Source organism: Epilithonimonas hungarica (genome assembly GCF_900102265.1).
In the GTDB taxonomy this organism is placed as follows: domain Bacteria; phylum Bacteroidota; class Bacteroidia; order Flavobacteriales; family Weeksellaceae; genus Epilithonimonas; species Epilithonimonas hungarica.
The window spans coordinates 832,674-859,424 of record NZ_FNBH01000002.1; the positions used below are offsets into that span (position 1 = coordinate 832,674).

Annotated in this window: 23 protein-coding genes; 13 read left to right on the forward strand and 10 right to left on the reverse strand. The window is 36.3% G+C overall.

Annotation, left to right across the window (positions count from 1 at the left end; all coding sequences use genetic code 11):
* Nucleotides 1-14 precede the first annotated feature (14 nt).
* The 4 genes from BLT30_RS11095 to BLT30_RS11110 all read left to right on the forward strand — a co-directional run bounded on the left by BLT30_RS11095 (nucleotide 15) and on the right by BLT30_RS11110 (nucleotide 5,316).
* Nucleotides 15-2,723 (forward strand): TonB-dependent receptor, encoded by a 2,709-nt coding sequence (locus BLT30_RS11095; RefSeq protein ID WP_089873591.1) that lies wholly within the window; start codon nucleotides 15-17, stop codon nucleotides 2,721-2,723.
* Between the two features lie 83 nt (nucleotides 2,724-2,806).
* Nucleotides 2,807-3,244 carry a hypothetical protein gene (locus tag BLT30_RS11100; protein ID WP_089873592.1) on the forward strand — a complete coding sequence of 146 codons (438 nt, stop codon included), beginning with the start codon at nucleotides 2,807-2,809 and terminating at the stop codon, nucleotides 3,242-3,244.
* Between the two features lie 32 nt (nucleotides 3,245-3,276).
* Nucleotides 3,277-4,266 (forward strand): aspartate-semialdehyde dehydrogenase, encoded by a 990-nt coding sequence (locus tag BLT30_RS11105; protein ID WP_089873593.1) that lies wholly within the window; start codon nucleotides 3,277-3,279, stop codon nucleotides 4,264-4,266.
* Between the two features lie 51 nt (nucleotides 4,267-4,317).
* A complete protein-coding gene (locus tag BLT30_RS11110; protein WP_089873594.1) occupies nucleotides 4,318-5,316 on the forward strand; it encodes a cation diffusion facilitator family transporter in 999 nt (332 codons plus the stop codon).
* Here BLT30_RS11110 and BLT30_RS11115 read toward each other — a convergent pair.
* Together BLT30_RS11115 and xrtF are read right to left on the reverse strand one after the other, a co-directional pair.
* Nucleotides 5,313-5,738, reverse strand: a complete 426-nt coding sequence (locus tag BLT30_RS11115) for an exosortase F system-associated membrane protein (RefSeq protein WP_089873595.1) — start codon at nucleotides 5,736-5,738, stop codon at nucleotides 5,313-5,315. The genes BLT30_RS11110 and BLT30_RS11115 overlap by 4 nt on opposite strands.
* 345 nt (nucleotides 5,739-6,083) lie before the next feature.
* Nucleotides 6,084-6,614, reverse strand: a complete 531-nt coding sequence (xrtF, locus tag BLT30_RS11120) for an exosortase family protein XrtF (RefSeq protein WP_089873596.1) — start codon at nucleotides 6,612-6,614, stop codon at nucleotides 6,084-6,086.
* A 146-nt stretch (nucleotides 6,615-6,760) separates the two neighbouring features.
* Here xrtF and BLT30_RS11125 point away from each other — a divergent pair, with 146 nt between their 5' ends.
* On the forward strand, nucleotides 6,761-7,777 hold the full coding sequence (locus tag BLT30_RS11125; RefSeq protein WP_089873597.1) for an aminoglycoside phosphotransferase family protein: 1,017 nt from the start codon (nucleotides 6,761-6,763) through the stop codon (nucleotides 7,775-7,777).
* 47 nt (nucleotides 7,778-7,824) lie between these two features.
* On the opposite strand, the gene BLT30_RS11130 is transcribed toward BLT30_RS11125, so the two are convergent.
* Nucleotides 7,825-8,481, reverse strand: a complete 657-nt coding sequence (locus BLT30_RS11130; RefSeq protein WP_089873598.1) for a C40 family peptidase — start codon at nucleotides 8,479-8,481, stop codon at nucleotides 7,825-7,827.
* Nucleotides 8,482-8,705: 224 nt separating this feature from the next.
* A complete protein-coding gene (locus BLT30_RS11135; RefSeq protein WP_089873599.1) occupies nucleotides 8,706-10,904 on the reverse strand; it encodes a glutamine synthetase III family protein in 2,199 nt (732 codons plus the stop codon).
* A gap of 372 nt (nucleotides 10,905-11,276) precedes the next feature.
* Between BLT30_RS11135 and BLT30_RS11140 the strand changes: the two genes are divergently transcribed.
* On the forward strand, nucleotides 11,277-12,944 hold the full coding sequence (locus tag BLT30_RS11140; protein ID WP_089873600.1) for a DUF6909 family protein: 1,668 nt from the start codon (nucleotides 11,277-11,279) through the stop codon (nucleotides 12,942-12,944).
* 30 nt (nucleotides 12,945-12,974) lie between these two features.
* Here the strand turns inward: BLT30_RS11140 and BLT30_RS11145 are convergent, their stop codons facing one another.
* On the reverse strand, nucleotides 12,975-14,216 hold the full coding sequence (locus BLT30_RS11145) for a DUF445 domain-containing protein (protein ID WP_089873601.1): 1,242 nt from the start codon (nucleotides 14,214-14,216) through the stop codon (nucleotides 12,975-12,977).
* An 86-nt stretch (nucleotides 14,217-14,302) separates the two neighbouring features.
* On the opposite strand from BLT30_RS11145, the gene BLT30_RS11150 reads away from it, so the two are divergent.
* Nucleotides 14,303-15,448, forward strand: coding sequence for a serine hydrolase domain-containing protein (locus BLT30_RS11150; RefSeq protein WP_089873602.1), 1,146 nt, complete (start codon nucleotides 14,303-14,305; stop codon nucleotides 15,446-15,448).
* Here BLT30_RS11150 and BLT30_RS11155 read toward each other — a convergent pair.
* The gene (locus BLT30_RS11155; RefSeq protein WP_089873603.1) at nucleotides 15,445-16,074 is read right to left on the reverse strand and encodes a TetR/AcrR family transcriptional regulator; all 630 of its coding nucleotides are present in this window, start codon (nucleotides 16,072-16,074) and stop codon (nucleotides 15,445-15,447) included. The genes BLT30_RS11150 and BLT30_RS11155 overlap by 4 nt on opposite strands.
* Nucleotides 16,075-16,285: 211 nt before the next feature.
* On the opposite strand from BLT30_RS11155, the gene BLT30_RS11160 reads away from it, so the two are divergent.
* The 4 genes from BLT30_RS11160 to BLT30_RS11175 are packed head-to-tail and all read left to right on the forward strand — an operon-like array spanning nucleotide 16,286 to nucleotide 18,660.
* Complete coding sequence (locus tag BLT30_RS11160; protein ID WP_245707166.1) at nucleotides 16,286-16,924, forward strand: TatD family hydrolase; 639 nt, start codon at nucleotides 16,286-16,288, stop codon at nucleotides 16,922-16,924.
* Nucleotides 16,917-17,642 carry a tRNA threonylcarbamoyladenosine dehydratase gene (locus BLT30_RS11165; protein ID WP_089873605.1) on the forward strand — a complete coding sequence of 242 codons (726 nt, stop codon included), beginning with the start codon at nucleotides 16,917-16,919 and terminating at the stop codon, nucleotides 17,640-17,642. The genes BLT30_RS11160 and BLT30_RS11165 overlap by 8 nt, the downstream gene beginning before the upstream one ends.
* 9 nt (nucleotides 17,643-17,651) lie before the next feature.
* Complete coding sequence (gene rnpA / locus BLT30_RS11170) at nucleotides 17,652-18,023, forward strand: ribonuclease P protein component (protein WP_089873606.1); 372 nt, start codon at nucleotides 17,652-17,654, stop codon at nucleotides 18,021-18,023.
* 43 nt (nucleotides 18,024-18,066) lie between these two features.
* On the forward strand, nucleotides 18,067-18,660 hold the full coding sequence (locus tag BLT30_RS11175) for a DUF4126 domain-containing protein (protein WP_089873607.1): 594 nt from the start codon (nucleotides 18,067-18,069) through the stop codon (nucleotides 18,658-18,660).
* Nucleotides 18,661-18,718: 58 nt separating this feature from the next.
* Here the strand turns inward: BLT30_RS11175 and BLT30_RS18195 are convergent, their stop codons facing one another.
* Nucleotides 18,719-20,140 (reverse strand): M949_1556 family lipoprotein, encoded by a 1,422-nt coding sequence (locus BLT30_RS18195; RefSeq protein WP_175487179.1) that lies wholly within the window; start codon nucleotides 20,138-20,140, stop codon nucleotides 18,719-18,721.
* A gap of 27 nt (nucleotides 20,141-20,167) precedes the next feature.
* Entirely contained in the window at nucleotides 20,168-23,035 is a 2,868-nt protein-coding gene (locus BLT30_RS11185) for a carboxypeptidase-like regulatory domain-containing protein (RefSeq protein WP_089873608.1), read from the reverse strand.
* Nucleotides 23,036-23,257: 222 nt separating this feature from the next.
* Between BLT30_RS11185 and BLT30_RS11190 the strand changes: the two genes are divergently transcribed.
* On the forward strand, nucleotides 23,258-24,457 hold the full coding sequence (locus BLT30_RS11190) for an endonuclease/exonuclease/phosphatase family protein (protein ID WP_089873609.1): 1,200 nt from the start codon (nucleotides 23,258-23,260) through the stop codon (nucleotides 24,455-24,457).
* Nucleotides 24,458-24,522: 65 nt separating this feature from the next.
* Complete coding sequence (locus BLT30_RS11195; RefSeq protein WP_089873610.1) at nucleotides 24,523-24,948, forward strand: DUF6146 family protein; 426 nt, start codon at nucleotides 24,523-24,525, stop codon at nucleotides 24,946-24,948.
* Between the two features lie 85 nt (nucleotides 24,949-25,033).
* On the opposite strand, the gene prfA is transcribed toward BLT30_RS11195, so the two are convergent.
* Together prfA and BLT30_RS11205 are read right to left on the reverse strand one after the other, a co-directional pair.
* Nucleotides 25,034-26,122 carry a peptide chain release factor 1 gene (gene prfA / locus BLT30_RS11200; RefSeq protein ID WP_089873611.1) on the reverse strand — a complete coding sequence of 363 codons (1,089 nt, stop codon included), beginning with the start codon at nucleotides 26,120-26,122 and terminating at the stop codon, nucleotides 25,034-25,036.
* A gap of 219 nt (nucleotides 26,123-26,341) precedes the next feature.
* A complete protein-coding gene (locus BLT30_RS11205; protein ID WP_089873612.1) occupies nucleotides 26,342-26,617 on the reverse strand; it encodes a hypothetical protein in 276 nt (91 codons plus the stop codon).
* Nucleotides 26,618-26,751 lie beyond the last annotated feature (134 nt).

The following is a 26,751-nucleotide window of genomic DNA, read 5'->3' on the forward strand; positions in this document are numbered from 1 at the left end:
TAAATCTTAAAAAAATGAAAATGTTATCGAAAAAACCAGCATTAGTCCTTATGCTGACGATGAGTACGGCGAGTTTTTACTTTGCTCAATCTACTCAAGATACGTTAAGTAAAACTAACGACATTGAACAAGTCGTAATTGCGGGAGTTGCCGATCTTGCAAAAGATAGAAAGACTCCTGTTGCTGTTTCTACAATCAAAGAAGCACAAATAATTGAAAGACTTGGAAATCAGGAATTTCCAGAAATTTTAAAATCGACTCCTTCAATTTATGCTGCAAAAGGTGGTGGCGGTTTTGGAGACGGACGTATGAATATTCGTGGTTTCGATACTAACAATACTGCAGTAATGATCAATGGTGTTCCTGTAAACGGAATGGAAGATGGCGCTGTTTATTGGAGTAACTGGCTAGGGCTTTCTGATGTAACTTCTGCAATGCAAATACAAAGAGGTCTTGGTTCTTCCAAATTAGCTATTGCCTCTGTTGGTGGTACTGTTAATATTATTACAAGAGCAGCGGATAAAAAAAGAGAGGGTAATGTAACTGTTGGCGTAGGTAACGATGGTTATCTTAAAACTCTATTCTCTTACAATACAGGAAAATCTGCAACCGGTTGGTCTACTTCATTTCTGATGTCAAGGACTGCTGGTAACACTTATATTGATGCTTCCGAATTTGAAGCTTACAACTATTATTTTGCATTAGGTTACCAAAAAGGAAACCATGACTTCCAGTTCACTTTTACAGGAGCTCCTCAATGGCACATGCAAAACTTCCAAACAAAAATTTCCGATTTCATCAAATATGGAAATGGTGTAGATGAACCAAACAGAAGATATAATTCTAACTGGGGTTATCTTAATGGCGATGTGATGTCGCAATCCATCAACTTCTATAGTAAACCTGTTATGTCAATCAACTGGGACTGGAAAATATCTGAAAAATCAAAATTATCTACAGTGGGATACGCTTCTTGGGGAAGAGGCGGAGGAACTGGAGTTATTGGTTCAATCAACAATACTAGCATCAATTCTTTGCCTAAAACAACTGATGGCCTAATAAGATTTGATGACATAGTAGCTTGGAATCAAGGGCAAAACGTAGTTTGGAATCCTAATGTTGCAAACAATACAGGTATCAACAAGGTAAATGCAACCCCAGGCATTGCGACTAGAACCAATGGCCTGGCAAGAAGGGCAAGTATCAACTCTCACGACTGGTATGGATTATTATCTAATTTCCAACATAAGATCAATGATAACTGGAACTATTCTGCAGGAATTGACTTAAGATATTACTATGGTTACCACCCGGGTGTTTTAACGGACCTTTGGGGTAATACAAAATATATTGAAAGGGACAATATGAATTCAGCCCCTTATGATGTAACTTATGTACAAAATCCTAAGCCTTCCGCAAACCCTTTTGCAGCAGCGGTAAAGGACAAAAACCAAATTGTTTACAGAAACTATGATGGTGAAGTTCTTTGGGGTGGCGTTTTTGGACAATTGGAATACTCTAATGAAAAAATATCCGCGTTCATTCAGGGATCTGCTTCTGAGCAAGGTTACAAAAGAATAGATAACTGGTTGAAAAATGGAACTATACAACAAGGTCAAGCAGTAAATCAAAAAACTAACACTAAGTTCCTTTTTGGATTTAATGCAAAAGCTGGGGCCAATTATAACATTAATGAGCAGCACAATGTATTTGCAAATATTGGTTATTATGAAAAACAACCTTTATTTAATTCCGTTTACAATTCGCCTCTTGCAACCGCCTCTGGAAATGACCCATTGATTAATACTAACGATGGTAGGGCAACAGGTAACCAACAAATCGTAAACCCGTTACTGACAAATGAAAAAATTTCATCCGCAGAATTAGGTTATGGTTTCAGAAGTGGAATCTTCAATGCAAATGTGAACTTATACTATACTTCTTGGAAAGACAGATATAACAGATTTACTGGACTTACTGTTCCAAATCCCGCAGGAGGAAATTACAACAGACCTTTTGCAAACTTGACAGGCATTCATGAAATCCATATGGGAGTTGAATTTGAAGGTACTATAAAAGCCACAGACTACTTATCTTTCAACGCGATGTTTTCTATTGGCGATTGGAAATATAAAGGTAATGCAACAGGTAATCTTTATGACGAGAACGGAACACCAATTTCGTTAAACGGTAAAACAGATGTTATTTTCGCATTAGATAAGGTAAAAGTTTCTGATGCCGCCCAAACTACCGCTGCATTAGGCTTTACAGTTAAACCTTTGAAACAACTTAGTGTTTTTGCAAACTGGAACTATTATGACAACTATTATGGCTTGATCAATTTCAGTGATATTGCTATTACCAAAGCCGATGGTTCCATTAGCAACAATGGTAAAAAAGGTGCTTTAGAATATCCTAGTTATAACTTATTTGATGTCGGTTTATCTTACGGTATCAATCTTAATAATGGGCACAAGATTGTTTTGACAGGAAATGTTTATAACTTGCTTGACACAACTTATATATCTGACGGTAAAACATCTACCCACGTTAAAGAGTTAGCAGATTTTAAAACATCTTCAAATACCGACGCACAAGCTCAAGCAGCATATGATGCTTACATCAATAACCCTCTGAATTTCTACAAAGGAATTGATACAAGCAACACTGTATTCTTCGGTTTCGGAAGAACTTGGGCAGCTTCCATCTCTTATAAATTCTAAAACAATTAAAAGGTTTTAATTAATAACTCAAATCCCGGCATTCTGTCGGGATTTTTCTATCTTTGTCAATCAAAAATCTGAATATGGAATTTTATAAAATTTTTCTTAATGCTCACAAAGGTTTTGGATACCTAGAGCTTGCATTAGTTGCAGCATTTTTAGTTCTGTTATTGGCCACAATGTTTGGTTATAGTGGGAAAATCTCAAAACCCTTTAGAAAAGTGACCCTTTTCACAATGATCTTCTTCCACGTTCAGTTTTTGGTGGGCGTTGCTTTATTATTCATATTTTCCCCGGGCTTCAAAGCAGCTTTGGACGCCGGAACTTTGATGAAAGATCCTTATGCCAGATTCCAGTATGTGGAGCACCCTTTCTCTATGTTGATTGCAGCAGTTATTATGACCATCATCAACAAAAAAGTAAAATCTAACGACAAATTAACAATTCCTGTTGTCTCATTAGGATTAGTTGCAGTTGCATTATTTGTATTTGCATTCCCTTGGGCAAGAGTTTTTGGATAAATATTATTAACAATTTTAATTAATTTAAAACAATGAAAGTAGCTGTAGTAGGCGCAACCGGAATGGTTGGACAAGTTATGCTGAAAGTTTTGGAAGAAAGAGATCTTCCAATCACCGAATTAATTCCTGTAGCATCAGAGAGATCTGTTGGAAACAAGGTCAAATTCAAGGACAAGGAATTCACTATCGTAAGCATGAACGACGCTATTGCAGTCAAACCCGAGATCGCTATTTTTTCAGCAGGTGGCGGAACTTCTTTGGAATTTGCCCCGAAGTTTGCCGAAGTTGGAACAGTAGTGATCGATAACTCATCAGCCTGGAGAATGGACCCAACTAAGAAATTGGTTGTTCCGGAGATCAATGCTAATGTTCTGACAAAAGAAGACAAGATCATCGCCAACCCAAATTGTTCCACAATACAATTGGTAATGGTTCTTCATCCGTTGAATCAGAAATACGATATCAAAAGGGTCATTGTTTCAACTTATCAATCCGTTACCGGAACAGGTAAAGCTGCTGTTGACCAGCTAAATGCAGAGATCAAAGGAGAAAGCCCTGAGAAAGTTTATCCTTACCAGATCTTCAAAAATGCATTGCCACATTGTGATGTTTTTTCTGATGACGATTATACTAAAGAAGAGATCAAATTGATGAAAGAACCTAAGAAAATCATGGGTGACGATACATTCAATTTGACAGCGACAGCCGTAAGAGTTCCAGTACAAGGTGGACACTCTGAAAGTGTTAACATCGAATTTGAGAATGAATTTGACCTTGATGAAGTAAGAAAGATCCTTTCTGAAACACCTGGTGTTGTTCTTCAGGATAATGTTAAAAACAACGAATATCCAATGCCTTTATACTCCGAAGGAAAAGATGAGGTTTTTGTGGGAAGGATCAGACGAGACCTCTCTCAGCCGAAGACGCTCAACCTCTGGATCGTGGCAGACAATCTCCGAAAGGGTGCTGCTACCAACGCAGTTCAGATTGCAGAATACTTAGTAGCAAACAACTTAGTTTAAACTAACAAAATCTAAAGAATCTTCGAAATTTCGAAGATTCTTTTTTTAGCAATGAAAACAAATAAAAAAACAAATTCCAATATTGCATTTCAGAAATGGATCGCTACCATTGGCATTATCCTTTTCGTAGGAAAATTAATTGCTTGGAAACTCACCAATTCTGATGCTGTCTTTTCTGATGCCATGGAAAGCATCGTAAATGTCATCAGTGCATTCTTGGGACTTTACTCCTTATATCTAGCTTCTAAGCCAAGAGATGAGAACCATCCTTATGGACACGGGAAAGTAGAGTTTGTGACCTCGGCCATAGAAGGTTCTTTGATCAGCATTGCTGGTATTATGATCATTTATGAGGGAACCAATAGTTTGATCTCTGGAAAGGTCCTTGACAAATTAAACATAGGAATTTGGATCATTGCTGCGACTGCGGTTATCAATTATATTATCGGTTATATCTCTATTCAGAAAGGTAAGAGAGAAAATTCTATCGTACTTATTTCGTCTGGAAAACATTTGCAAAGTGATACAATTACGACGCTAGGCGTTGTGGTGAGTTTGGTCTTAGTTTACTTCACAGATCTGGTTTGGATTGATTCTGTTGTAGCCCTGATTTTGGGTGTCTATATCATTACCATCGGTTATAAGATCATACGCAAATCTCTGAGTGGAATAATGGATGAGGCAGATCCGGAGTTGCTCAACAAACTGGCGACATTCCTCAACAAAAACCGTAAAGAAGAATGGATTGACGTTCACAACGTTAAAATACAACAGTTTGGAAGCAGACTTCACATCGATGCGCACCTCACGTTGCCCTGGTATTTTGAGCTTAGGACAGCGCATGATGAAATGGAAGAATTGATCAAACTTATTGCGAAGAATACGGACCGCTCAGTGGAGTTCAATTTCCATATGGATGACTGCAAGCCAACTTCTTGTGCCATTTGTCAAATAGAAAACTGCCCTGTCCGGCAACAAAATTTTTTAAAAAAAATCGAGTGGAATGGCGAGAATATTTCTCAGCCGGATAAGCATACGCTGAAGAACTAATCCTGTAAAACCTTCTTCCTGTAATAAAAGATAGGAATAATAAGAATAACCGTCAAAGGCTGAATTACAAAGCGTCTCACATAAAAAGAGAACAAATACCCAAATTGGAACTTATCGTAGATACAATACAGATAAATTGGAAAAACAATCACAAAAACCAATAGGATCAAAATCAAAGCCTGTCTCGTCCATTCCTTATTCTCAAAAAGAAATTGAATGATCCAGAGAGAGAAAAAGGTATTGAGGGCAAAGCGTAAAAGATAACCCAAAATCAATTTTCCCCAGATAAAATTTGGAAATAAAGCAGTTTGATCGGCCGACTTGAAAAATTGCAAAAAGGGATCATAGAAGATTTTGTCTTCCAATCCGCGGATTCCGATCAATCCTAAAATACCTAATAGAACCAAAAACCACCTAAGCATTTTCGGAAACTTTTAAGTACAACAAAATTAATATGTAAACAATCATTTTACAAAAAATTTATATTCTTTGATAAGGGAAATGAGGTCATGAAAATTTCAATCCAAATGGATTGAAAAAAACATAAGATCACAATTTACTTACGAGAGTAAATTTTTTATAAAACGAATTGTAAAATATTAGAATCGGTTCGATTCAATAAGGGAATATCGAAAAGCTGAGCTTTGGTAATAAATTTATTTTCCATTGTTTTTCATGTGTTAGATGGCAAAAATATAAAAATAAATGTTATTAATTGCTAAGAATCAATAATTAAGGTCGAAAAAGCTAAAAATATATACTGATGGCTATGGTCTCCCAGTCTTCTTCAAAGCAAAAAACTGAATCCAGACCAACCAAAGAATAACCACTCCACCATAGATAATCGCTGGAAAAATGTAATCGTGGCCTATTTTTTCGTACTGGGGATATTTTAAATAAATAATATTCAATAATGCGATCCTAAAGACATTCAGAATATGAAGAATAACCAATCCTCCTGCAACGTATAAAAATGTTTTCTTTCCTTTGTAAAAAGCAAAAATAAAAGCTGCAAAAAGGATTGCGACCGAAAAAACATTACAACCTTCTACCATTCTTGTCGTGAACTTTCCGGAAGTCCGGAAAAGTACACTATGAAGTTTCATATTATCAACCAATATGGTCGGAAAGCCTAATAAATCTTGCAAAAATGCCACTTGCTTTGCAACCCAACGTGTGAAAGGATCAACCACTTCTTTCTCATAACCATTAAGATAGAATTGATACAGCAGCACCAAAACAATATAAATGACAACAAATCTTAACAGAATCTTCAGAACAGGCAGAAAATCTTTCATATGCAGATATTCATTTTTTTTCAAGGGTCATATGGAATCACATTTCACCATCAGAATTTGTAGCAAAAATTTACAGATCGTGATTTCATTTGGTAAAATTACAATTTTTCGTGTTTCAAATTCTATTATTAATTAACTTTGTTTCTATGCAGGATCATCAAGAATTTTTCGAAGAGTTTTTAGGGAAAAAAGCAGACTTTTTCAAAGCATTGCCACCAAGTGGCTCTTCCAGGAGCAACTATATCGGAAGATCCGAAGATCGGGACTTCATTATTACTTACAATGAAAACAATCGGGAAAATGAGGCTTTTTTCTATTTCACAGAACTATTCCAAAGCCTAGACCTCAACACACCTAAGATTTTCAAAATCAATTCCGAAAGGAATGTTTATATCCAGGAATTTCTTGGAAACAAAACACTTTCCGAGATTATTTCTAAAGAAGGCTTATCTGAGCGGGTGAAGGATCTGGTAAAAAAAAGTCTCAAGAAATTATTTGAGCTTCAGACAAGCACTTTAGGAAAAGTAGATTTCTCCAAAAGTTTCGAGTATGAAAGTTATGATGATCTGCCCATCACTCACGATTTGTATTATTTCAAAAATTTTTTTGTTGATATCCTGGAAATCGAATACCACAAATCATCGCTTTTAAAAGAGTTTAGGGCAATCTCAGAAAAAATTCAGAAACTCTCCCCAAAAACCCTTATGATCAGGGATTTCCAATCTAGAAATATTTTGGTGAATGAAAAAGATGAGGTTTTTTTTATCGATTATCAATCAGCAATGGAAGGCCCAGCCGCTTATGATGTGATCTCGTTTCTCTATCAGGCTAAAGCTAATTTTCCTAATAATTTTAAAGAAGAAATGCTGGATTATTACTTATCATTTTGGATGGATGAGTCCGATAAAAGCATTTTGAAAGAATCATTTAATTGGATGAAACTGATGCGTTTTTTACAGGTGTTAGGAGCGTATGGTTTCCGAGGACTGATCCAGAGAAAAGCCCATTTTTTAGCAAGTATTGAGCAGGGCATTGAAAATATATCTGAATTAAATCAAACTTGGCAGGAAATAGCTGTTGAGTTCCCAGAGTTATATTTCTTGATTCTGAGACTGAATACCCAGGATGTTAAACTGAAGATTGAAAATTTGATCATAAAATAAAAACCTCAGAATCGCTTCTGAGGTTTTTTCTGAATATTTCAGTCTCTCTAATTATTTAATATACTTAATCCGTTCTCTTTTACAACGCGCTTTGCGAACCTGAATTTTGGTCCCCAATAGTTATCATCCAGTGAAGAAACCATTACTCCTTTTGAAGTAGCTGCATGGATGAATTTAACTTCACCTTCAGGCGTCACCTCTTCTACAATTCCTACATGAGAAATTCTGCTACCTCTGTGCGAGAAGAAAACCAGATCTCCTTTTTGTAATTCTGTTCTTTCTACAGCGTCACCTTCTTGTGATTGTTCTGCCGCAACTCTTGGAAGATCCATCCCGGCCGCTGCGCCAAAAACAGACAATACAAATGCTGAACAATCTATTCCGCTTCTGGAGGTCCCCCCGAATCTATATGGAGTTCCTAGGTAACTTTCAGCTTCGGATAATATATTGTCAATCGTATTACTGTGCTTGATCGCATTTTCTATCGCTGACCTTTTGATTGCATCATTGGTAGTAGCCATAGAAGCCAGAACACGCTGTCCTTTGTTATTTGAATTATTAGATACTGCTTTTACTTCCAAAGATGCAAATTTGGCATCAGTTTTGTATGTTTGATTGTTAGAAACCACATAGTTAGAAACACAAGACTGAAGTGTGAAAAACGTGGTCACAAATAAGATATAAACTAGAACTCTTTTCTTCATATATATTTAATTATTTGTGTTAAACTTGGGTTGGTATTTTGTGATTGCATAGCAAATTTAGCCAATACCGTTTAAAGGGTCTTTCAAATCAATTTGAACTCTCTTTAGTTTAACATATTTTAACAGTCTTTTGTAGAATGTTAAAAAAAAACAAACCGCAAAGCCTTTATTTAGACTTTGCGGTTTTATTTTTAGTTAAGATTTTTTAACTTTTTAGAAATTGTCTATCTCGTAAATAACAATTCTCTATATTTGGTCATTGGCCAAAGTTCATCATCCACCATCATTTCTAACGCGTCGGAAGCCTCTCTGATATTCTCAAATAATGGGATCACTTTGTTACAGTATTCCTCTGCTTGCTTCTGACTTCCGGTAGTGTTTTTAGCCTTCTCCTTAGCTGATAAAAGGTTATCAACACCAACTTTGATCTGAGATACATTTCCAGAAATATCAGAGATCAAACTCAATTGTTCTTTCGCCAAGGTCTTGAATTCTTTTTCAGGGAAAATCTCTTTCAGTCCTTTAACATTCTCGATCAATCTGTTTTGATAATTAAGAGCGGCAGGAATGATGTGGTTTCTCGCGATATCTGCCAAAACCCTAGCTTCGATATCGATCACTGTTGAATATTTCTCTAATTTGATCTCATTTCTAGCTTCGAACTCTCTATGTGAGTAGATTCCCAGTTCCTCATAAAGCTCAACGAATTTTTTATCTAATTCTTTTTTAAGCGCCTCAGGAGTTGTTTTTAAGTTATTAAGGCCTCTTTTCTTAGCTTCTTTTGCCCAATCGTCAGAATATCCGTCACCTTCGAACATAATGTTCTTAGATTGCTTGATATATTCTCTAAGGATATTGAAGATCGCCTCATCTTTCTTAAGGCCTTTTTCGATCAAAGCATCAACTTCAACTTTGAAAGTTCTTAATTGTTTCGCAGCAATGACGTTCATAACCGTCATTACTTCGGCACAGTTCGCAGAAGAACCAACCGCTCTGATCTCGAATTTGTTTCCTGTGAATGCAAATGGAGAAGTTCTGTTTCTGTCGGTGTTATCCAAAAGAATTTCAGGAATTTTCCCAACAACGTTAAGTTTTAATTCAGTTTTTTCTTCAGGAGATAGCTTTCCATCCGTTACTTTTTCCAACTCTTCCAAGACGCCGAACAATTGGCTTCCGATGAATGCAGAAATAATTGCCGGTGGCGCTTCATTAGCTCCCAATCTGTGGTCGTTGCTTGCGGATGCGATCGATGCTCTCAATAAGTCAGAATAATCGTGGACCGCCTTCAATGTATTGACAAAGAAAGTCAGGAACTGAAGATTTTTCTTTGGATTCTTTCCAGGACTCAAAAGGTTTTCGCCTGTATCAGTACCAAGAGACCAGTTGTTATGTTTTCCACTTCCGTTAACTCCCGCAAATGGTTTCTCGTGAAATAAGATATGGAAATGGTGTTTATGCGCAATTCTTGCCATAATATCCATCAATAATGAATTGTGGTCAACCGCAACGTTCGCCTCTTCGAACATTGGCGCCAATTCGAATTGGTTTGGAGCAACCTCGTTGTGACGAGTAGTAACCGGAATTCCTAGCTTCATACATTCGATTTCCAACTCTTTCATGAAGTTCATTACTCTTGTAGGAATAGAACCAAAATAATGGTCATCGAGCTGCTGTCCTTTTGCCGGAGAATGTCCAAGCAAAGTCTTCCCTGTCAAAACCAGATCCGGTCTTGATTGATACAAAGCCGTATCTACTAAGAAATATTCTTGTTCCCAACCCAAAGTCGGAGAAACTTTTGTTACATTTTTATCGAAGTAAGACTTCATTACATCTGTAGCAGCTTCATCAACCGCGTTCAATGCTCTTAATAAAGGTGTTTTATAATCAAGCGTTTCACCTGTGTAAGAAATGAAAATTGATGGAATACAAAGCGTAGTTCCCATAATGAAAGCCGGAGAAGTTGGATCCCAAGCTGTATATCCTCTCGCTTCGAAAGTATTTCTGATTCCGCCATTCGGAAAAGAAGAAGCATCTGGTTCCTGTTGAATCAACAATGCACCGCTGAATCTCTCAATAGCTCTACCTCCACCAATTGGTGTGAAGAAAGAATCGTGCTTTTCCGCAGTCGCACCAGTCAATGGCTGAAACCAGTGTGTATAATGCGTCACACCTTTTGACAATGCCCAATCTTTCATCGCAACAGCCACCTGGTCTGCAATGTGTCTCTGGATCTTTGTCCCTTTTTTAATTGCATCCAGAATCGATTGAAATGCTTCCTTCGTCAAATATTCTCTCATTGTTTCTTCTGAGAATACGTTTTGACAAAACAATTCAGACAGTTTTGAGGGAACTTCTATGAAATTATCTTTTCTATAATTTCTAAATGGAAGCTCGGCTAAGGCTTTAAATCTTAATGTTGACATAAAAGTGTGTTATTTTAAACAGGGCAAATTTACAAAAAATACAATTCAAAATAATATGACCCCTGAAAAATTAACGCTATTTATACTTAATATTAATTTATTGAACAAAATAACCCCCTGCTTTTAGCACTTGATAAAACTCGTGTAACTAAAATTTTACATTTAAGCAGATGTTATCAAAATATGAAGAAAATTTATTTTTGATTTTATCATAAGATATTCATGAGAAATATTAATTTTAAAAACTATTGTAAACCAATAGCACAAAACCAGAAACAAGCAATAATATACTGTAATTCAAACATTTAAACAATTTGTTTTGATTTAAATATAATTTCATATCTTTGCAGACTTTTACAAAATTTTTAATATATGGCAAATTCAAGAGCAAGAGAAACCACAGAAGCTATCGAAAGATTGTATGTCTCTATGAGACACTTATTCTACAGAGGATTTTTCAAACCTTCGGGAGTGTCGGGGGAATCATTAAGAAAACTCTTAATGGTCATCAATCCGGAAATCTACGGAAGCATGAGCATTCCTAACAAGATAGAACTGGACGGTTTACTTTATGTTCTTGACCGTCTTCCGGAAGGCATCGAGGAATGTTCCTTCATTCACCTGACTTCCGACGAAGGTTTTGACAAAGGAAGTTTTGAGCCGATCGTTCCGAAGAAAAGACGTAGAAATTGCTACAGGATCGATGAACATCAGATGAACATCGAAGTCCTTTTGGGGCGTTCTGAGATCTATGACATTCTAACTCACCTGACCTTCCTTTATTTGGAAGCTGATAAAATTAAAAACATCGGTTTCGACCTGGATAATGAAGGCCGTCCAAAGCGCATCTGGAAAATCATAGAAGAAGTCGCAAAAGGCGAGAAGAAATACAGTCGAAAAGAAAAAGAAGTTGCATTGATCCATCTTTCGTCCTTCTTAGGAAGAACTTTTGATGAAACGCTGAATGCCTACAACAACTTCGGAGACGATAAAAACCCTGACAGATTGTTCAAGATCATCTATTGGCTAGGACAGATCAGCCTTGAGGATTGGAAGGAAATGAGAGAAAGGGAGATCCATTTCTCAGCAATTCTTCAGGAGAGAGTCGGACATCACCTTTTCGGAGAAAGATGGGCAAACAAGATCAAGAAAATCCTTGTAGAAAATGACCTTCACATGCGTCCGCTTCACATCATAAGTGCCAATATGCACTCTGTGAAAAATATGGTTTTCGCCAATGACGCTCTCAATAAAAAAGGAACAAAAGAAGTTGACTATAAATTATTCGCTGACATCAGTAATAAGAGAGACCTTCAGGAAAAAGTCCTTGACCACGCCTTGAAACAAGGAATGATCTATATCGATGACAATAGCGGAAGTAACATTGATGTTCAAATCATCGACCTTGCTAAAACAGATCTTAAAAACACTGTTTTCGCCAATCAGAAATATAAAGGAGACGATGTCATTTTAGTATTCGATTACGCTTTCGGAGAACAGGCTTTTGAGGTCATGGATGAATTACTAAGACCTTACGAAGTGAAAGGCGAAGTTTATATGATGAAAGTGAAATCGGTCTCGATCATGGGCAAAGCAGGAATCCTAACCGGTGGAAAAGGTGATATTATGATACCAACTTCTCATATCTTTGAAGGAACGGCAGACAATTACACCTTCGAAAATGCTTTGAAGCTGACTGATTTTGTCGATGACGAGGTAAAAGCTTATGAGGGACCAATGATCACAGTATTAGGGACATCTCTTCAGAATAAAGATATTCTTTCTTACTTTATGACCACATCATGGAAAGCAATCGGACTGGAGATGGAAGGCGCACATTACCAAAAAGCCATTCAGGTAGCGAGCAAAATCCGTCATCACATTTCTCCGGACCTGTTCGTAATGTATGCTTATTATGCTTCGGATAATCCATTGGAAACAGGAAGCACGTTATCTTCCGGCGGACTTGGATTAACGGGAGTGAAACCAACTTATATGATCACTCATAAAATCATAGAGAAAATTCTTGAGAAGAAATAAAAATTAAAGCCTCCAAAATTTGGAGGCTTTTTATATAAAATTCGCAATCGTATAGATCAGTAAACCAACCAAGCCGCCAACCAAAGTTCCGTTGATCCGGATGAATTGCAAATCTTTTCCAACTTCCAATTCCAATTTTCGGCTGAGTTCTTTTCCTTCCCAATTACCCACGGTCGTACTGATCAGCTCTCCAAAATTCTTCGTGTTTTTAAGAATGTATTTGTAAGCCGTAACCCTTACCCAATGATCTATCCTATGTTGGAATTTTTCATCATTCTGAAGATTGAAAACAAACTCATTGATGTTTTTTCTGGCGTAAGTTTTCATTTTAGAATCTTCTTCAGATAATTCTTTCAACAATGACGTTTTCAAAGATTGCCAAATGTCCGAAGAATATTGTTTCAGTTTGTCACTTTGTAGAAAATCGGATTTGATGGATTCAAATTCTGTTTCCCATTTTGGTTCCTCTTTGAGTTCTTTGGAAAAATCCAGAATTTTATTCGTGATTTCTGCGCGTAATGGATGGTTGGGATTTTCTTCAACTTCGAAGAAATAATCACTTAGACCTTTTGTTATTTTTTCTGCAATCTTATTATCAACAGATTTCGGAATAAGAAAAAAACTTTCCTTTCCTACCCTTTCAGAAACCAATTCCTGATTTTCCAGAATATAATTTTTGATCTGGGAACTCAGATTGGTAATGATCTTCTGATGGTCGTTTTTGTTGAGGAGATACTCGATCCCGTTTCCAATGACTGAATTTAATTTGATAGAATCGGTCATTTCCTGCGCTTTATTTGAAATGAAATTAACAACCGATCCGTCATCTAATTTATTAAGAATATCTTTAAGAATTGATGACAACTCATTGATCAAAATATCTTGATTCCTCTCTTCGGAAAGCCAATCACCCACGTAAACCGAAATTTTTAGTTTTTGAATGTAGGGTCTGATATTCTGCGGTGAAAGAAAATTATCAACTACAAAATTCCCTAGATTATCACCGATCTTTTCTTTAGAATTTTCAATCAGATTCGTGTGTGGGATTTTAAGACCTAACGGATAATTGAACAGCGCCGTCACAGCAAACCAATCTGCCAAAGCACCAACCATCGCCGCTTCTGAGAACGCCCGGATGTAGCCGATCCAATGCGAAGGATCCTGTTTTTGCAAAATCGTCATCGATATGAAAATAGCTGTCATCAGGATAAACAATCCTGTGGCCAATGTTTTATACCGTTTGAGCTGCTGTTTTTTCAATTCATCATTCATAGATCAGGAAAATCGAAAATCGTTCCAAACAAAATTATTGATATTTGGGGAAAATAATTTTATTTTTACAAGAAAGTATTTTTTTGATGTTGAAAAAAATTTTGAATATATTTCTGTTGATAATCGCATCTGTTATTGTTCTCACATATATCACGGGATACAATTATCTTTTCCGTGGAATCAGATTGACCTATCTCAGAGGTGAAAGCGGTCCGACAATAGATGACGGAAAAGATTTTCCTTCAAAAACCATTTCCAAAGGTGATTCAAAACCTTGGCCGAAAGACATCAATTATAATAAACAAAAACTGTCTCCTGAACTGGAAAAACATCTGAAAGAAAATGAATCGGTTTCATTTCTGGTAATTCAACACGGGAAAATCCTGCAGGAACATTATTGGGACGGTTATAACAAAACTACTGCCAGCAATTCTTTTTCCATGGCAAATACAGTTACAACTTTGCTCCTTGGAAAAGCAATCGATGATGAGAGAATAAAAAGCACCGAGCAGCCTTTTTCCGACATCTATCCAGAATTTTCCGGGAAACAGTACGGTAAAGAACTTACTTTAGAAGATCTTGCCTCTATGCAGGCTGGACTGGATTGGAAAGATGACCATAAAAGCCCTTTTTCAAAAAATGCGGAAACATATTATGGATTCTCTGTGGCTAATGTTGTTTTTGAAAGCCAGATCAAAACAAAACCTGGCAAAAAATTCGAATATCAAAGCGGTTCTATGCAGCTTCTGGGCTTTGCAATTGGCAGAGCAATGGGAATGCCATTGTCTTTCTATGCTTCCGCAAAACTCTGGAAACCTCTGGGAATGGAACAAAATGCAGAATGGACAACCGATGAACTTGGCATAGAAAAATCATTTTGCTGTATCCAATCCAATGCAAGAGATTTTGCCAAGATCGGTTCTTTGATTTTGAACAGAGGAAAATTCGACAATATTCCTTTGATCAATGAAGATTTTATCGCACGAATGACAACACCTACAGAAGGTTCGAATGGCATTTATGGATTAGGATTATGGACAAATTGCGATTCCAAGATCCATCATTATTATATGTGGGGACTTCACGGACAATTTGTGATCATGGTCCCTGAATATGATATGATCATCGTAAGGCTAGGAAAAAAAGAAACTGAGGAAAAAGACCGCAAAAACAGACCAAAAATCGTAGAATTCTACATCAATGAAGCTTTGAAATTTGCCAATAAGAATTAATCTGCGTCGTAATCCAACAATGCAAAAACACTTAATAGCGTGCTATTTTTAAGCTTTTGTTCCGCTTCTTTCATATATTGCGCATCATTATTTGCCGGAACATAGATCTCATAGAAGTTCTTGTTTCGTATCACAAACAAAGTCGACCCGATGATCATCGTAAGAATATCTTCGGATTTCGGGGCATTATGAAAAACTCCGGAAACAATTCCTCTTTTCACAATTTCATCAATTCTTCCAACACAGGTCTGGTAAAACTCCAGAAGGTCATCTTTCACGTTATCCAATGTACGCATCTCCTGCGTTACAAAACCATGAAAATAGCTATATTTGAAAAGCAAAGAGATCACATAATTCACTATTTCCTTCATTTGCATTTCTGGTTTTCCTTCCTTGATCGTCTGGGCAAACTCAGAAAAACTCTCTTTCGTTCGCTGAACACGATACTGATAGAGATAGGACATCATTTTTTCCTTAGATCCAAAATAATAAGATATCATCGCCACATTGATATTGGCCTTGGAACAAATATCTCTTACAGACGTCCCATCAAAGCCTTTTTTGGCAATTAGTTCTTCTGCAACATCTAGAATATTGATTTGTTTATCAGTAAATTTTTTTCGCATTTGCCATGAAAGATATTATGTAAAATTAACATATTTTTAATAATTAACAACAGATATTATTAAACATTTTAGAGCCTGCTTTTCCTCTTTCTGCTCCCGTTTTTCTTTTCGAAAAAGTTTCGTTCAAACCCAACAAAGCCATACATTGATTCAAATAAATAAGGAGATAAGCATGAATGCATGTGATCCTATATTTCAAAAAGGCATTAATTTGTTATCTTTGATAATGGATTTTCTGGATTTTCACCATCACAAACCAACTCAAATCGGAATTTATAATTTAGATTTAAATGAAAAAATCCCGACCAAGAGATTTTCAATTGGTCTTCATCCAAAAGACATCACAGGAAATTGGAAATCCGATTTTGAAAAAATCAAAGAAATCTCGCTTTCGGAAAACTGTCTTGCAATCGGAGAATGTGGTTTGGATGGGCTAATTTCTGTTGATGAAAAACTTCAAACCGACATTTTTCAAAGTCATATTACTTGGGCAGAAGAGATCAAAAAACCTATCATCATCCATTGCGTTCGTAGATTTTCACAAATCCTACATTTCAAAAAAACAAAAGTTCCCTTGATTATCCATGGTTTCAATAAGAAAGAAAATATCGCTCAAGAACTTTTGCAATCGGGGTTTTATCTGAGTTTTGGAAAAGCAGCTTTAGATAACTTATCTTTGCAAAAAATTATTAAAGATATTCCGCTTCAAAGAATGTTTCTTGAAACTGATAATGCTGATTTTGAGATTTCTTCCCTGTACGAAAAAGTTTCAGAGATCAAATCTATTTCTTTGGAAGATCTGAAAGCTCAGACGTGGGAAAATCTGGAAAATGTGATCAATTATGGATAAATTTTGGTTAGAGCGTACCGAATTACTGATAAAGGACGAAGGAATTGAAAAATTACAAAACGCTAAAGTTTTAGTTGTAGGATTAGGTGGTGTGGGTTCTTTCGCTGCAGAATTTCTTGCAAGAGCAGGTATCGGAAAAATGATAATTGCTGATGGTGACGTTGTGGACATTACCAATATCAACAGACAGTTACCCGCACTGCACTCAACAATTGGGCAACATAAAGTGGAATTGGTTGGTGACAGATTGATGGACATCAACCCAAAACTTGAGCTTACAAGGATCAACGAGTTTCTGGAGCCGGAAAGGATGGAAGAGTTGATCAAATCAGAAAAATTCGATTACGTTCTGGACTGCATCGATTCTTTGACCCCGAAATTAGCATTAATGATAACTTGTCGTAGAAACAGGGTAAAATTAGTATCATCCATGGGCGCAGGTGGAAAGACCGACCCAAGCAAAGTCATGGTTCGAGACCTTCACAAGACAAGAGATTGCCTTCTTGCAAGACAAGTGAGAAAACGTCTGAAAAAAGAAAAGATCAACAAAGGCTTTAGATGTGTTTTCTCTACAGAAGTACAAGACGAGAACAGTTTAAAAATGACCGACGGAACTAATTTTAAGAGGTCTTTTTATGGAACCATCAGTTTTATTCCTGCAATTTTTGGATTGTATGCTGCCGCGGAAGTCATCAATCATTTAACTGGAAGAAAATAATATTTTCTTATGAAAATAAACGGCTACCCTTTCCATGAAAAACTGAAAAAAAAATATGAGATAGACCTGCTATTTGATAAAGGGAAGTGGCTTTCTGTAGATAATATCAGGATCATTCATTTAAGATCATCGGAGAAACTTACCATAGATACTCATAGGATTGGTGTTTCCGTTTCCAAGAGGTTTTTCAAAAAGGCCGTTGACAGGAATCGCATAAAACGCTTATTAAGAGAATCTTACCGACTTAACAAATCGGTATACATCGATGCTTTCGGAGACCGGTCCATTGCCATGCTCTTCTGGGCTTCCAAAGATCTTCCGGAGCATTTTTCTGTAGTTGAAAAACAGTTTTTGGACCTCTGTAAAAAAAGATCCGGATAATATCGTATTTTAATTTGTAATTTTAATCCCAAAGAAATTACAAATGGAAAATATTTTACCTTACATTCTGAGTGCCTTTATTGGAATCGGATTGGCGGCGGCATCTGGCTTCAGAGTATTCCTACCAATGTTTGCTGTAAGTCTTGCATCATATCTTGGTTGGATCCCGATGTCGGATAACTTTGAGTGGCTGTCCGGATTACCTATACTTATCACGACCGGAGTTGCAACCATCATAGAAATTATGGCTTACTATATTCCTGTTGTAGATAATTTTCTGGACACGATCACTATTCCATTGGCAACTATTGCCGGTTCTATTCTATTTGCAAGCCAGTTCATGGAATTGGGAACATTTCCTCAATGGGCTCTGGCACTGGTTGCAGGAGGAGGAACTGCAGCAACGATAGCTTCTGGATTTGCCGGAACACGAGCCGCGTCAACAGCTACAACAGCTGGAATAGGCAATAATGTAGTCGCAACTACAGAAACGGCTGGAGCGGGATTGATGTCGATTCTTTCTATTTTTCTGCCTGTGATTGCTTTTATTTTTGCGATAGCATTGATAGTTCTGGTTTTATTTTTTGGACGAAAACTTTGGCGGAGGATGAAAAAGCAGAATTCTGGAATATTTTGAAACAAAAAAAACTCCCGCTGTTGCGGGAGTTTTTTTTTAAAGATTATCAATCAATCAATTATTGAACTTTGATATCATCAATTTGAATTGTTGTTGTTACAACAGGGTCAGCAGGAGTACCATCAGTACCTTTTCCTATATATTTAAATACAATAAATCCTTTTCCTATAACAGCAGCTGGAATATTATATGTTCCCGCAGAAGCTAGAGTTCCGTAACCAGAAGTTGGGGTTTTAGGAATTGTAAAGCTTGAGGTTATATCTGTTAATGTAGCTGTAGAAATATCTGAGCCTGGAACATAATCTGTAGTTGTATAAACTTTTAAAGCATCTCCGTTATAAAAACCAACATTTACTCTAAAGGTCAATGAATTTGCTGCTGTGAAATCTACAGGTACCATAAATAAGTTCTGAAAAACTCCCGTACCCGCATTTGCAGACATCTGAATATACTTGTTACTACTGAATGTTTTAATCTGCCAGTATCTGTTTCCTCTATAAGCATAATTGAAATATTTAGGAAACAATGCATTGTCTACAGAATAGCTTTCAAAATCCTCAGTAAATGCTCCTAAATAGCTAAGGTCTGTACCTCCAACAATCCCTGTAGCCTGACGAGGATTGCTAAAGTTAATATCTTCAATCCCTCTTGTATAGGCTTGGTTGGTATAGCTTGTTGTTGCTGGATTAGAAGTAGATGTATAGCGACTTAAACAAAGTGTTATATCACCACTCCCAGAATATTTAGGAGAAATAGGTGTTTTTGCATAAGTTGCAAAGTTACTAAAACGAAGATTTAAACTTCCTCCCGCTTTGTCTACGATATAACGATCTCCTGTCCCAGTGTCGTCAGCAAAGTTTTTTGTTAAATCTCCCTCTTGAAACTGGACATTCTTAATTTTGATTAATTGATTGATATGTGAATCATCTTTGAGAGCATCTGCAATAGAGTTGAATTCTAAAGGAACAATATCTACTTTTACAGGTTTTTGTCCATCACATACACGAGCCATATAGTTAGAAAGTCTTGTTGGTTCTATTCTTCCTACAGGATAACTTGGATCATATATTCCTACTTTTATGTTTTTGTTAGAAACTTGAACAATAAGTCCTTTTAGGTTAATTCTAACCAAGGCTCCAGCAGGAAAATCAAGATATTGATTTGCTCCATTAATATCAATTTCTATCCCTTGAGTTGGGTTTTCAGCTTTATCTTGAAGAAACATGATCTTGTAAATGTTTCCTGATTCATCATTAGAAGAAACATAAGCTTCTACAATATAATCTTCAGCAATAATATCTGAGCTAGTAGGTTTTGCTTTTGCAATACTTACTAAATCTGACAATTTATGGTTAGCTGCATCAAACCTGTTGTTACACTGTAATTCCGGCACATCATAATCATCGGATTTTACACACGATGAAAGTGCAATAGCCGAAAGGACACTAAATATGGTCGCTTTAAAATATATATTTTTCATTGTTTTGATTTTTAAAATTTATTTTTTTTAGAATCTGAATTGGACATTAACAAAATATGACCTTCCTTGAGAGTACCAATATTTTGGAGCGAAAACCATATTTCCACTATCTCTATCAGCAGCATAATCAACATAATTAACATTTCTTGTTTGTTCGAAACCGCCTGTAATATATCTTCTATTGTTTAGAATATTATTAACTGAAGCAGAGATTAAAACATAATATTTACCCATCAACCATGATTTTCCAATATTTGCATTGAAGAAAAATGCTTCTGGTAGTTTAACTGGAGACAATACTCTGGAAAGCTCTTCAGGGTTTACATCGTCGTAAGGAACCCCAGAGTTTTGATTTGTATAGAATCTATCAGACCTAATTACAGGTGACGGGTCTAAATAAGAATGTCCAAAATAATTCCAGTTAGCTCCAATCCACCAATATTTTGGAGAACTATAACGTAATCCTAAAGAGTATGATTCTTGAGGTGTTCCTCCTTGTTTATAGTTTTTTAATGTAGCTGTTCCCATATTAGTATAGGATCTTGATACAACATTTCCACTAGCATTAACTTCTCTAAATGTGCCAACAGCATCAGATGCAAAATAAACAGTTGGATTATTAGTATAGATATATTGTCCTAAACTTACTAATCCGTTCGCTGTTAAGGTCGGTGTAATCTTTACTTGAGCACCCAATTCAACTCCCATATTTTGTTTATTTACATCCGAAAGTACCTGTGTAATAAATGCCCCTTCCTGAACTGGAGTTTGATCCCCCGTTTCACTTAGAGTAGATAATTTAATTCCGTCAGCAAAAAATCTCTGAACATTAGTATCATTTTGAGTATTAACAATATAACCAGTTAATCTCATTTTGAAAATTGGAGTGGACACTACATAGCTTAAATCGTTAGCATCAATAATAACATTTTTGATATTTGGTGTAGTTACACCACTTACCCTCGCATTAAAATAAATATCATTAAGGAATGGCGATTGTGTAAAGTAAGCGCCATTATACACTAAGAAGTTCCTACCATCAAGTCTATATGTAACTTGACCTTTAAGACCAACATTCCAAAAATTTTGATCTCCTCCTTTTCCAAAAGATGATGGATACAAATAATGTAAAAATTTTCCTTCTCTATTATTATTAGTATAACCAAATAATCCAGAAACAAACACATCAAATTTACCTGTTGAGAATTTCAATGCTGGATTAACTTTTACCTCTTGTCTTCTGAAGATATAATCGTATCCTATTTTATCCCCTTCTTTTTTTGCAACAGAAGCATTATCTTCATTCAAGTTATATTTACCAAAAAATCGATCTCCTGTTGTATTTGAAGCAAAAGCGTCCATATTAAGTGCAAAATCAGCGCCTAATAAATCGTTAACTTCTCTATATTGCTCTGAAGTATAATTTTGATAGGATAAGTTTAATATAAAACGAGACTTATCACTAAAATTATAAGTATAATGAGTAGCTACGTTCCATATTTTATCATCTTTAACATCGTTAACTAAAAAATAAGCTGCTCTCCTTCCTCCAAACTCGTTCCAGTAAAGATCTCCATTTCTATTTTTATCGTAAAGAGTATCCCAATTAATTTGCGTATGAGACTGGTCATTATTTGTCCACCAATCCATTCTTTCATCTATATTCTGAAGTTGATCAGGTGATGGACTCTTATAATTTTGCCAATAGCTAGGAAGATTACGATAGTACGTTGGAGATGGGTTAAGTGCTCTATACCAATCTAATCTAGAAGCCTTCTCTTTTCCAAACTGGTAAGATACGCTTGTCCATAATTGAGAATTTTTATTGATTTTCCAATAATCAGAAAGTTGGAATATTGGCTGGAATCCTTTTCTAACTCTTTCATTACGCTTTTCTCCACCTTGCCATCCCCAATAAGAGTTGTAATGAATCCCCCTAAAATCATAAACCTCTTGTGTATTAGGACTAGAAGTACTTCTAGTATATTTAGATCCTATCGCGTTAAATGTTAAAGAGTGCTTATCACTAAATCTTTTTTCAATTCCTAAATAACCACTGTATGCATCATAAAATGTTCCCTCTTGGATACCTTCTTCCGCCCATCTTCTAGCAATCATTCCTGTAAACGCCCAACCGCTTTTTGACATTCCGGAAGAAAATCTATAAGACAATCTATTAGTATAATTTCTATTAGTAAGGGAATAAGTTAATTGGCTTCCTTTTCTATATTCACTCGCTTTTGTATTTTTATAAACGACTCCTGTAGTTCCACCAAATGCATATTCTGATGGAGCATGGTTTGTAGCAATTTCTGGATAACGAGTAATTTCATTTAACCCTCCCCAAGTACTAAAATCCACATTTCCATCATCGCCAGCAGCCATAGAGATACCGTTCATCATGTTTTCAGATGTTCTGCCATCAATTCCTCTAGGTCTGAACCAATAAAACCCTAAATCATAGCTCGCAGTTCTGTTAAAAACATCCTGAGACGATTGTAATAACCCCACAGTTGAAGTTTGGTTGTTGTCCTCATCACCACCAGAACTATCCAAGATTGCAAGACCTTGGTCTGCGCCTGTCAAGGCAGAATAAAGGGTAATAACCCCCAAATCTTTTCTTTTTTCCGTAGTAACATCAAATTCCAAAGTTTTAGTTTCGAAGTTTGGTTTTGTCACCACAATTTGATAATGTCCGGATTTCAGATCTACAAATTGGAAATATCCAATTTTGTCCGCTGAAACTCCATTACCTTCTCCTTTCAGGTCAACTTGTGCTTTCTCTACCGGTTTTCCGTCAGCATCTTTCAGGTATGCAAAGACCGTGGTCTGTGCGAAGTAAAATGACGCTGGAAGCATTGTAAACAAGGAGATTAATGATAATTTTTTAATCATAAATCAATTAGGTTTTGTTTGCTCTTTTTTTCTAATATACAGTCCGTTATGCACGGAACGCAAATGTATATAAATTTTTGATAATTAAAACTTTTTAACATTTTTTTTATTTTAACAAATTGTCAATTTTTTGAATCATAATTAGCAATTGTTAAAAATTTGAAATTTTTATTTTGCAACTATTCAAAAAAAATTACTTTTGTAGCCTTACATATTTTATTTATGAAAAATATTTTAAGCTTAATAGCTATATTTAGTATCTCCTTAATATCTGCACAGCAAAAGAGACAAGTACGTGCTGCGACTGTCGGTTTTCTGAACGTTGAAAACCTTTGGGACACCGTACGTTCTGCTGATTATATAGATGGAACCAAAGATAGAAGTAACCCTGCTTTCCACAGAAGCGTACCTTTGGATTCTATAAAATATCTTGAAGTAACTGAAAAAGACTACAAAGGTCCTTGGAATGATGAGTCACTTGTAGGTAAAAAAGTAGTGAGAATACAAGGAGGTTCTGAAGAGTTCACACCAAAAAGCGGAAAAAACTACAACTATAAGGTCTATAAACAAAAACTAGAGAACGAGGCAAAAGTGATCTCAGAAATGGGAAAAGCTTATACCAATACAGCTCCAGTTGTTGTTGGTCTCCTGGAAGTAGAGAACCGTCAGGTTGTTGAAGATCTTGTAAAAGAACCTTCAATTGCTAAGTATGATTATGGTGTTGTTCATTACAACTCTTATGATTATAGAGGAATTGATGTGGCATTCATTTACCAAAAAAGGAGATTTTCTCCTTCCAAATCTTGGAAAAAAGAAGTGAAGATCTTTGGAGATAATGGAAACAGAGAATATACGAGAGATATTTTGGTATTAACCGGATTCTTGGATAACGAGAAAGTTGCATTTTTTCTAAACCACTGGCCATCCAGAAGAGGTGGAGAAGCTGCTTCTCTCCCCAAACGTAATGCAGCTGCATTGGTACTTAAACAACAGATGGATAGCGTAAGAGCACTAGACCCTTCTACCAAATTGTTTGCAATGGGAGATTTCAATGATGACCCGGTAAGCTCAAGTTTGAAAAACGGACTTAAGGCTGTAGGAAATCCAAAGGACCTTTCTGAGACATCTCCATATCTTAACCTCATGTATCCTTTATATAAAAAAGGTGTAGCTTCTTTAGCTTATCAAGATGCTCCTAACTTATTCGATCAGATCATTGTTTCATCCAATCTTAATTCTCCGAATAAGGAATTAAGAAAAGATTACACAGTGTTCAAAGCAGAGATCTTTGCTCCTGCCTATCTCGTGACCAAAGAAGGTAATTATAAAGGCTATCCTTTCCGTTCCTGGAGTGGCGACACATTTACCGGAGGTTATTCCGATCACTTCCCGGCATTTGTTGTCTTACAAAAAGAACCTTAAAAATATAGACCGTTTCAAATCTTTGGAACGGTTTTTTGTTTAATTAAGTTTATATTTTGATCAATATGAGAAACTTAATCGTCTTTGCCATATTTTCCGTTTTCATCTGGTCTTGCTCAACAAGTTCCAGGAAATTGCCGGAAAACCAGAAAACTTCATTTTCGACCCAGAAGAAAACCGACTCTGCTGATGAATGGGAAATCACAGTTTTCGATGCAGATTATGAAAGTTTTGTGGCGACAAGAGCACAGCCCAGATCTATGTTCACAGAAAGTAGTTTAAAATCCCGAAACACAATTTTAGTCAACGAATGGAACTCCAGATTCTATTCCGGCGTGAATCGGAATTTTTACGAAGTGGCGATCGATTATGACCCAAAAGAAAATTACGGTTTCGACTTCGAATACAGATTATACCAATTCTTTGCATATTGCAATTGGAAATACGGCATTCGTTTCAACGGTCTTAGAGGAATTGATAAAACAAAATAAAAAGCTCAACGAAATTTCATTGAGCTTTTTATAATATGAAGTTTAGAAAAAAATCTAACTTCTAACATCTTGGATCTAACTTCTATCAAGCAATTCCTTCTTCCTCTCCTTTCAGCTTTTCAGCATTTTCCGCCATGATCACAGCATCCATCATTTCCTGGATATCACCATTCATATAAGCATCAAGGTTGTAGATAGACTTATTGATTCTATGGTCGGTAACTCTTCCTTGCGGATAGTTATAAGTCTTGATCTTTGCAGAACGGTCACCTGTGGAAACCATCGTTTTTCTCTGCGCCGCAATGTCGCCGACAACCTCCTGAAGTTTTATATCGTACAATTTCGCTCTCAGCATTTCCATCGCTAATTCCCTGTTGGCCAACTGAGAACGCGCTTGCTGACAAACCACAACCAATCCGGAAGGTTTGTGTGTCAATTGAACTTTTGTTTCAACCTTGTTTACGTTTTGTCCACCTGCACCTCCGGAACGGGAAGTCTGCATCTCGATATCTGCTGGATTGATTTCCACATCCACTTCCTCAGCTTCCGGCAAAACTGCGATCGTGATCGCGGAGGTATGAACACGACCCTGAGATTCGGTTTCAGGAACACGTTGCACACGATGAACCCCGGATTCGAATTTCATGATCCCGTACACACTTTCACCCTGTACTTTCATGATCAATTCTTTGTAGCCTTTTGAAGCTTCGCTGGAGTCTGTAACTTCGTGTTTCCAACCTTTTGTTTTGAAATACATCGTGTACATTCTGTACATATCTTCCACAAAGATCGCCGCCTCATCTCCACCAGTTCCGGAACGCATTTCCAGAATGATATTTTTATCATCGGCAGGGTCTTTCGGAATCAGAAGATATTTCAAATCCTCTTCAAAAGCGGGAAGCTTGTCCACTGCTTCATACTTCTCCTGCTTCGCCATTTCCACGAATTCTTTATCAGAGCCATCTGCAATAATCTCATCAGATTCGGCAATCGTATCAAGAGCCCTTTTATATTCATCGAATACTTTTACGATCTTTCCCAGATCGCTGTATTCTTTGTTAAGTGTAGAATATTTTTTTTGGTCCGAGATCACATCCGGTTGGATAATAAGATCGGCGACCTCGTTATATCGTTGTTTTATCGCTTCCAGTTTCGGAATTAATGACTTGGACATAGGTAAATTTTAGTTTGCAAAGATAATGATTTAAGATTTAAGTTGGAAGCTAGATATCGGATGTCGAAAGTTTCCAAAATTATTTTTTGAAACCACACGTGAAAAGGTTTTTTGTGACTTTGTGGTTAATAATAACAAAAATCCACTCTCAAGAGAGTGGATCTATTATATATTGTTTCGCTTTGAGTGCAATCTCTCACGAAAAGAAAAATTGCCAAATTAATGGTGGTGACCGTGAGAAACAGGTTTTTCTCCTGCAGGTCTTTGGTAGATAACTTCTACACCTTCCTGTTCATACAATTTTTTGTATCTCACTTGTTCTGGGTCAAAGTTTTTGTTGATTTTCCCAAAATATTCTGCTACTCCTTCTGTTAACCAAAGTGGTACGATGAATCCGAAGAACATCAAAATACACCAGAATCCACAAATCATCATTGTGAAGAAATAAACGGTCCAAAGAAATTGGTAAAACGGCCAGAATGCTGATAACATCATAATGCTATATATTTTGAGCAAAAATAGAGGTTTTTATTCTATCTCACAAAATTTCTGAATTGATTTTTTTCATTTTGCTGAACTTTTAGTTTTTAGTATTTTCGTAAGGTTTTAAAAATGTTTGCTTTGCCGGG

Bases quoted from the DNA above. Each gene is read 5' to 3' on its own strand.
- xrtF (WP_089873596.1), bottom strand. From the start codon at position 6,614: ATGAAAGATTTTCTGCCTGTTCTGAAGATTCTGTTAAGATTTGTTGTC.
- BLT30_RS11155 (WP_089873603.1), bottom strand. From the start codon at position 16,074: ATGCGAAAAAAATTTACTGATAAACAAATCAATATTCTAGATGTTGCA.
- BLT30_RS11130 (WP_089873598.1), bottom strand. From the start codon at position 8,481: ATGAAGAAAAGAGTTCTAGTTTATATCTTATTTGTGACCACGTTTTTC.
- BLT30_RS11125 (WP_089873597.1), top strand. From the start codon at position 6,761: ATGCAGGATCATCAAGAATTTTTCGAAGAGTTTTTAGGGAAAAAAGCA.
- BLT30_RS11175 (WP_089873607.1), top strand. From the start codon at position 18,067: ATGGAAAATATTTTACCTTACATTCTGAGTGCCTTTATTGGAATCGGA.
- BLT30_RS18195 (WP_175487179.1), bottom strand. From the start codon at position 20,140: ATGAAAAATATATATTTTAAAGCGACCATATTTAGTGTCCTTTCGGCT.
- BLT30_RS11145 (WP_089873601.1), bottom strand. From the start codon at position 14,216: ATGAATGATGAATTGAAAAAACAGCAGCTCAAACGGTATAAAACATTG.
- BLT30_RS11150 (WP_089873602.1), top strand. From the start codon at position 14,303: ATGTTGAAAAAAATTTTGAATATATTTCTGTTGATAATCGCATCTGTT.
- rnpA (WP_089873606.1), top strand. From the start codon at position 17,652: ATGAAAATAAACGGCTACCCTTTCCATGAAAAACTGAAAAAAAAATAT.
- BLT30_RS11110 (WP_089873594.1), top strand. From the start codon at position 4,318: ATGAAAACAAATAAAAAAACAAATTCCAATATTGCATTTCAGAAATGG.
- BLT30_RS11190 (WP_089873609.1), top strand. From the start codon at position 23,258: ATGAAAAATATTTTAAGCTTAATAGCTATATTTAGTATCTCCTTAATA.
- prfA (WP_089873611.1), bottom strand. From the start codon at position 26,122: ATGTCCAAGTCATTAATTCCGAAACTGGAAGCGATAAAACAACGATAT.
- BLT30_RS11140 (WP_089873600.1), top strand. From the start codon at position 11,277: ATGGCAAATTCAAGAGCAAGAGAAACCACAGAAGCTATCGAAAGATTG.
- BLT30_RS11165 (WP_089873605.1), top strand. From the start codon at position 16,917: ATGGATAAATTTTGGTTAGAGCGTACCGAATTACTGATAAAGGACGAA.
- BLT30_RS11115 (WP_089873595.1), bottom strand. From the start codon at position 5,738: ATGCTTAGGTGGTTTTTGGTTCTATTAGGTATTTTAGGATTGATCGGA.
- BLT30_RS11100 (WP_089873592.1), top strand. From the start codon at position 2,807: ATGGAATTTTATAAAATTTTTCTTAATGCTCACAAAGGTTTTGGATAC.
- BLT30_RS11135 (WP_089873599.1), bottom strand. From the start codon at position 10,904: ATGTCAACATTAAGATTTAAAGCCTTAGCCGAGCTTCCATTTAGAAAT.
- BLT30_RS11105 (WP_089873593.1), top strand. From the start codon at position 3,277: ATGAAAGTAGCTGTAGTAGGCGCAACCGGAATGGTTGGACAAGTTATG.
- BLT30_RS11195 (WP_089873610.1), top strand. From the start codon at position 24,523: ATGAGAAACTTAATCGTCTTTGCCATATTTTCCGTTTTCATCTGGTCT.
- BLT30_RS11185 (WP_089873608.1), bottom strand. From the start codon at position 23,035: ATGATTAAAAAATTATCATTAATCTCCTTGTTTACAATGCTTCCAGCG.
- BLT30_RS11205 (WP_089873612.1), bottom strand. From the start codon at position 26,617: ATGATGTTATCAGCATTCTGGCCGTTTTACCAATTTCTTTGGACCGTT.
- BLT30_RS11095 (WP_089873591.1), top strand. From the start codon at position 15: ATGAAAATGTTATCGAAAAAACCAGCATTAGTCCTTATGCTGACGATG.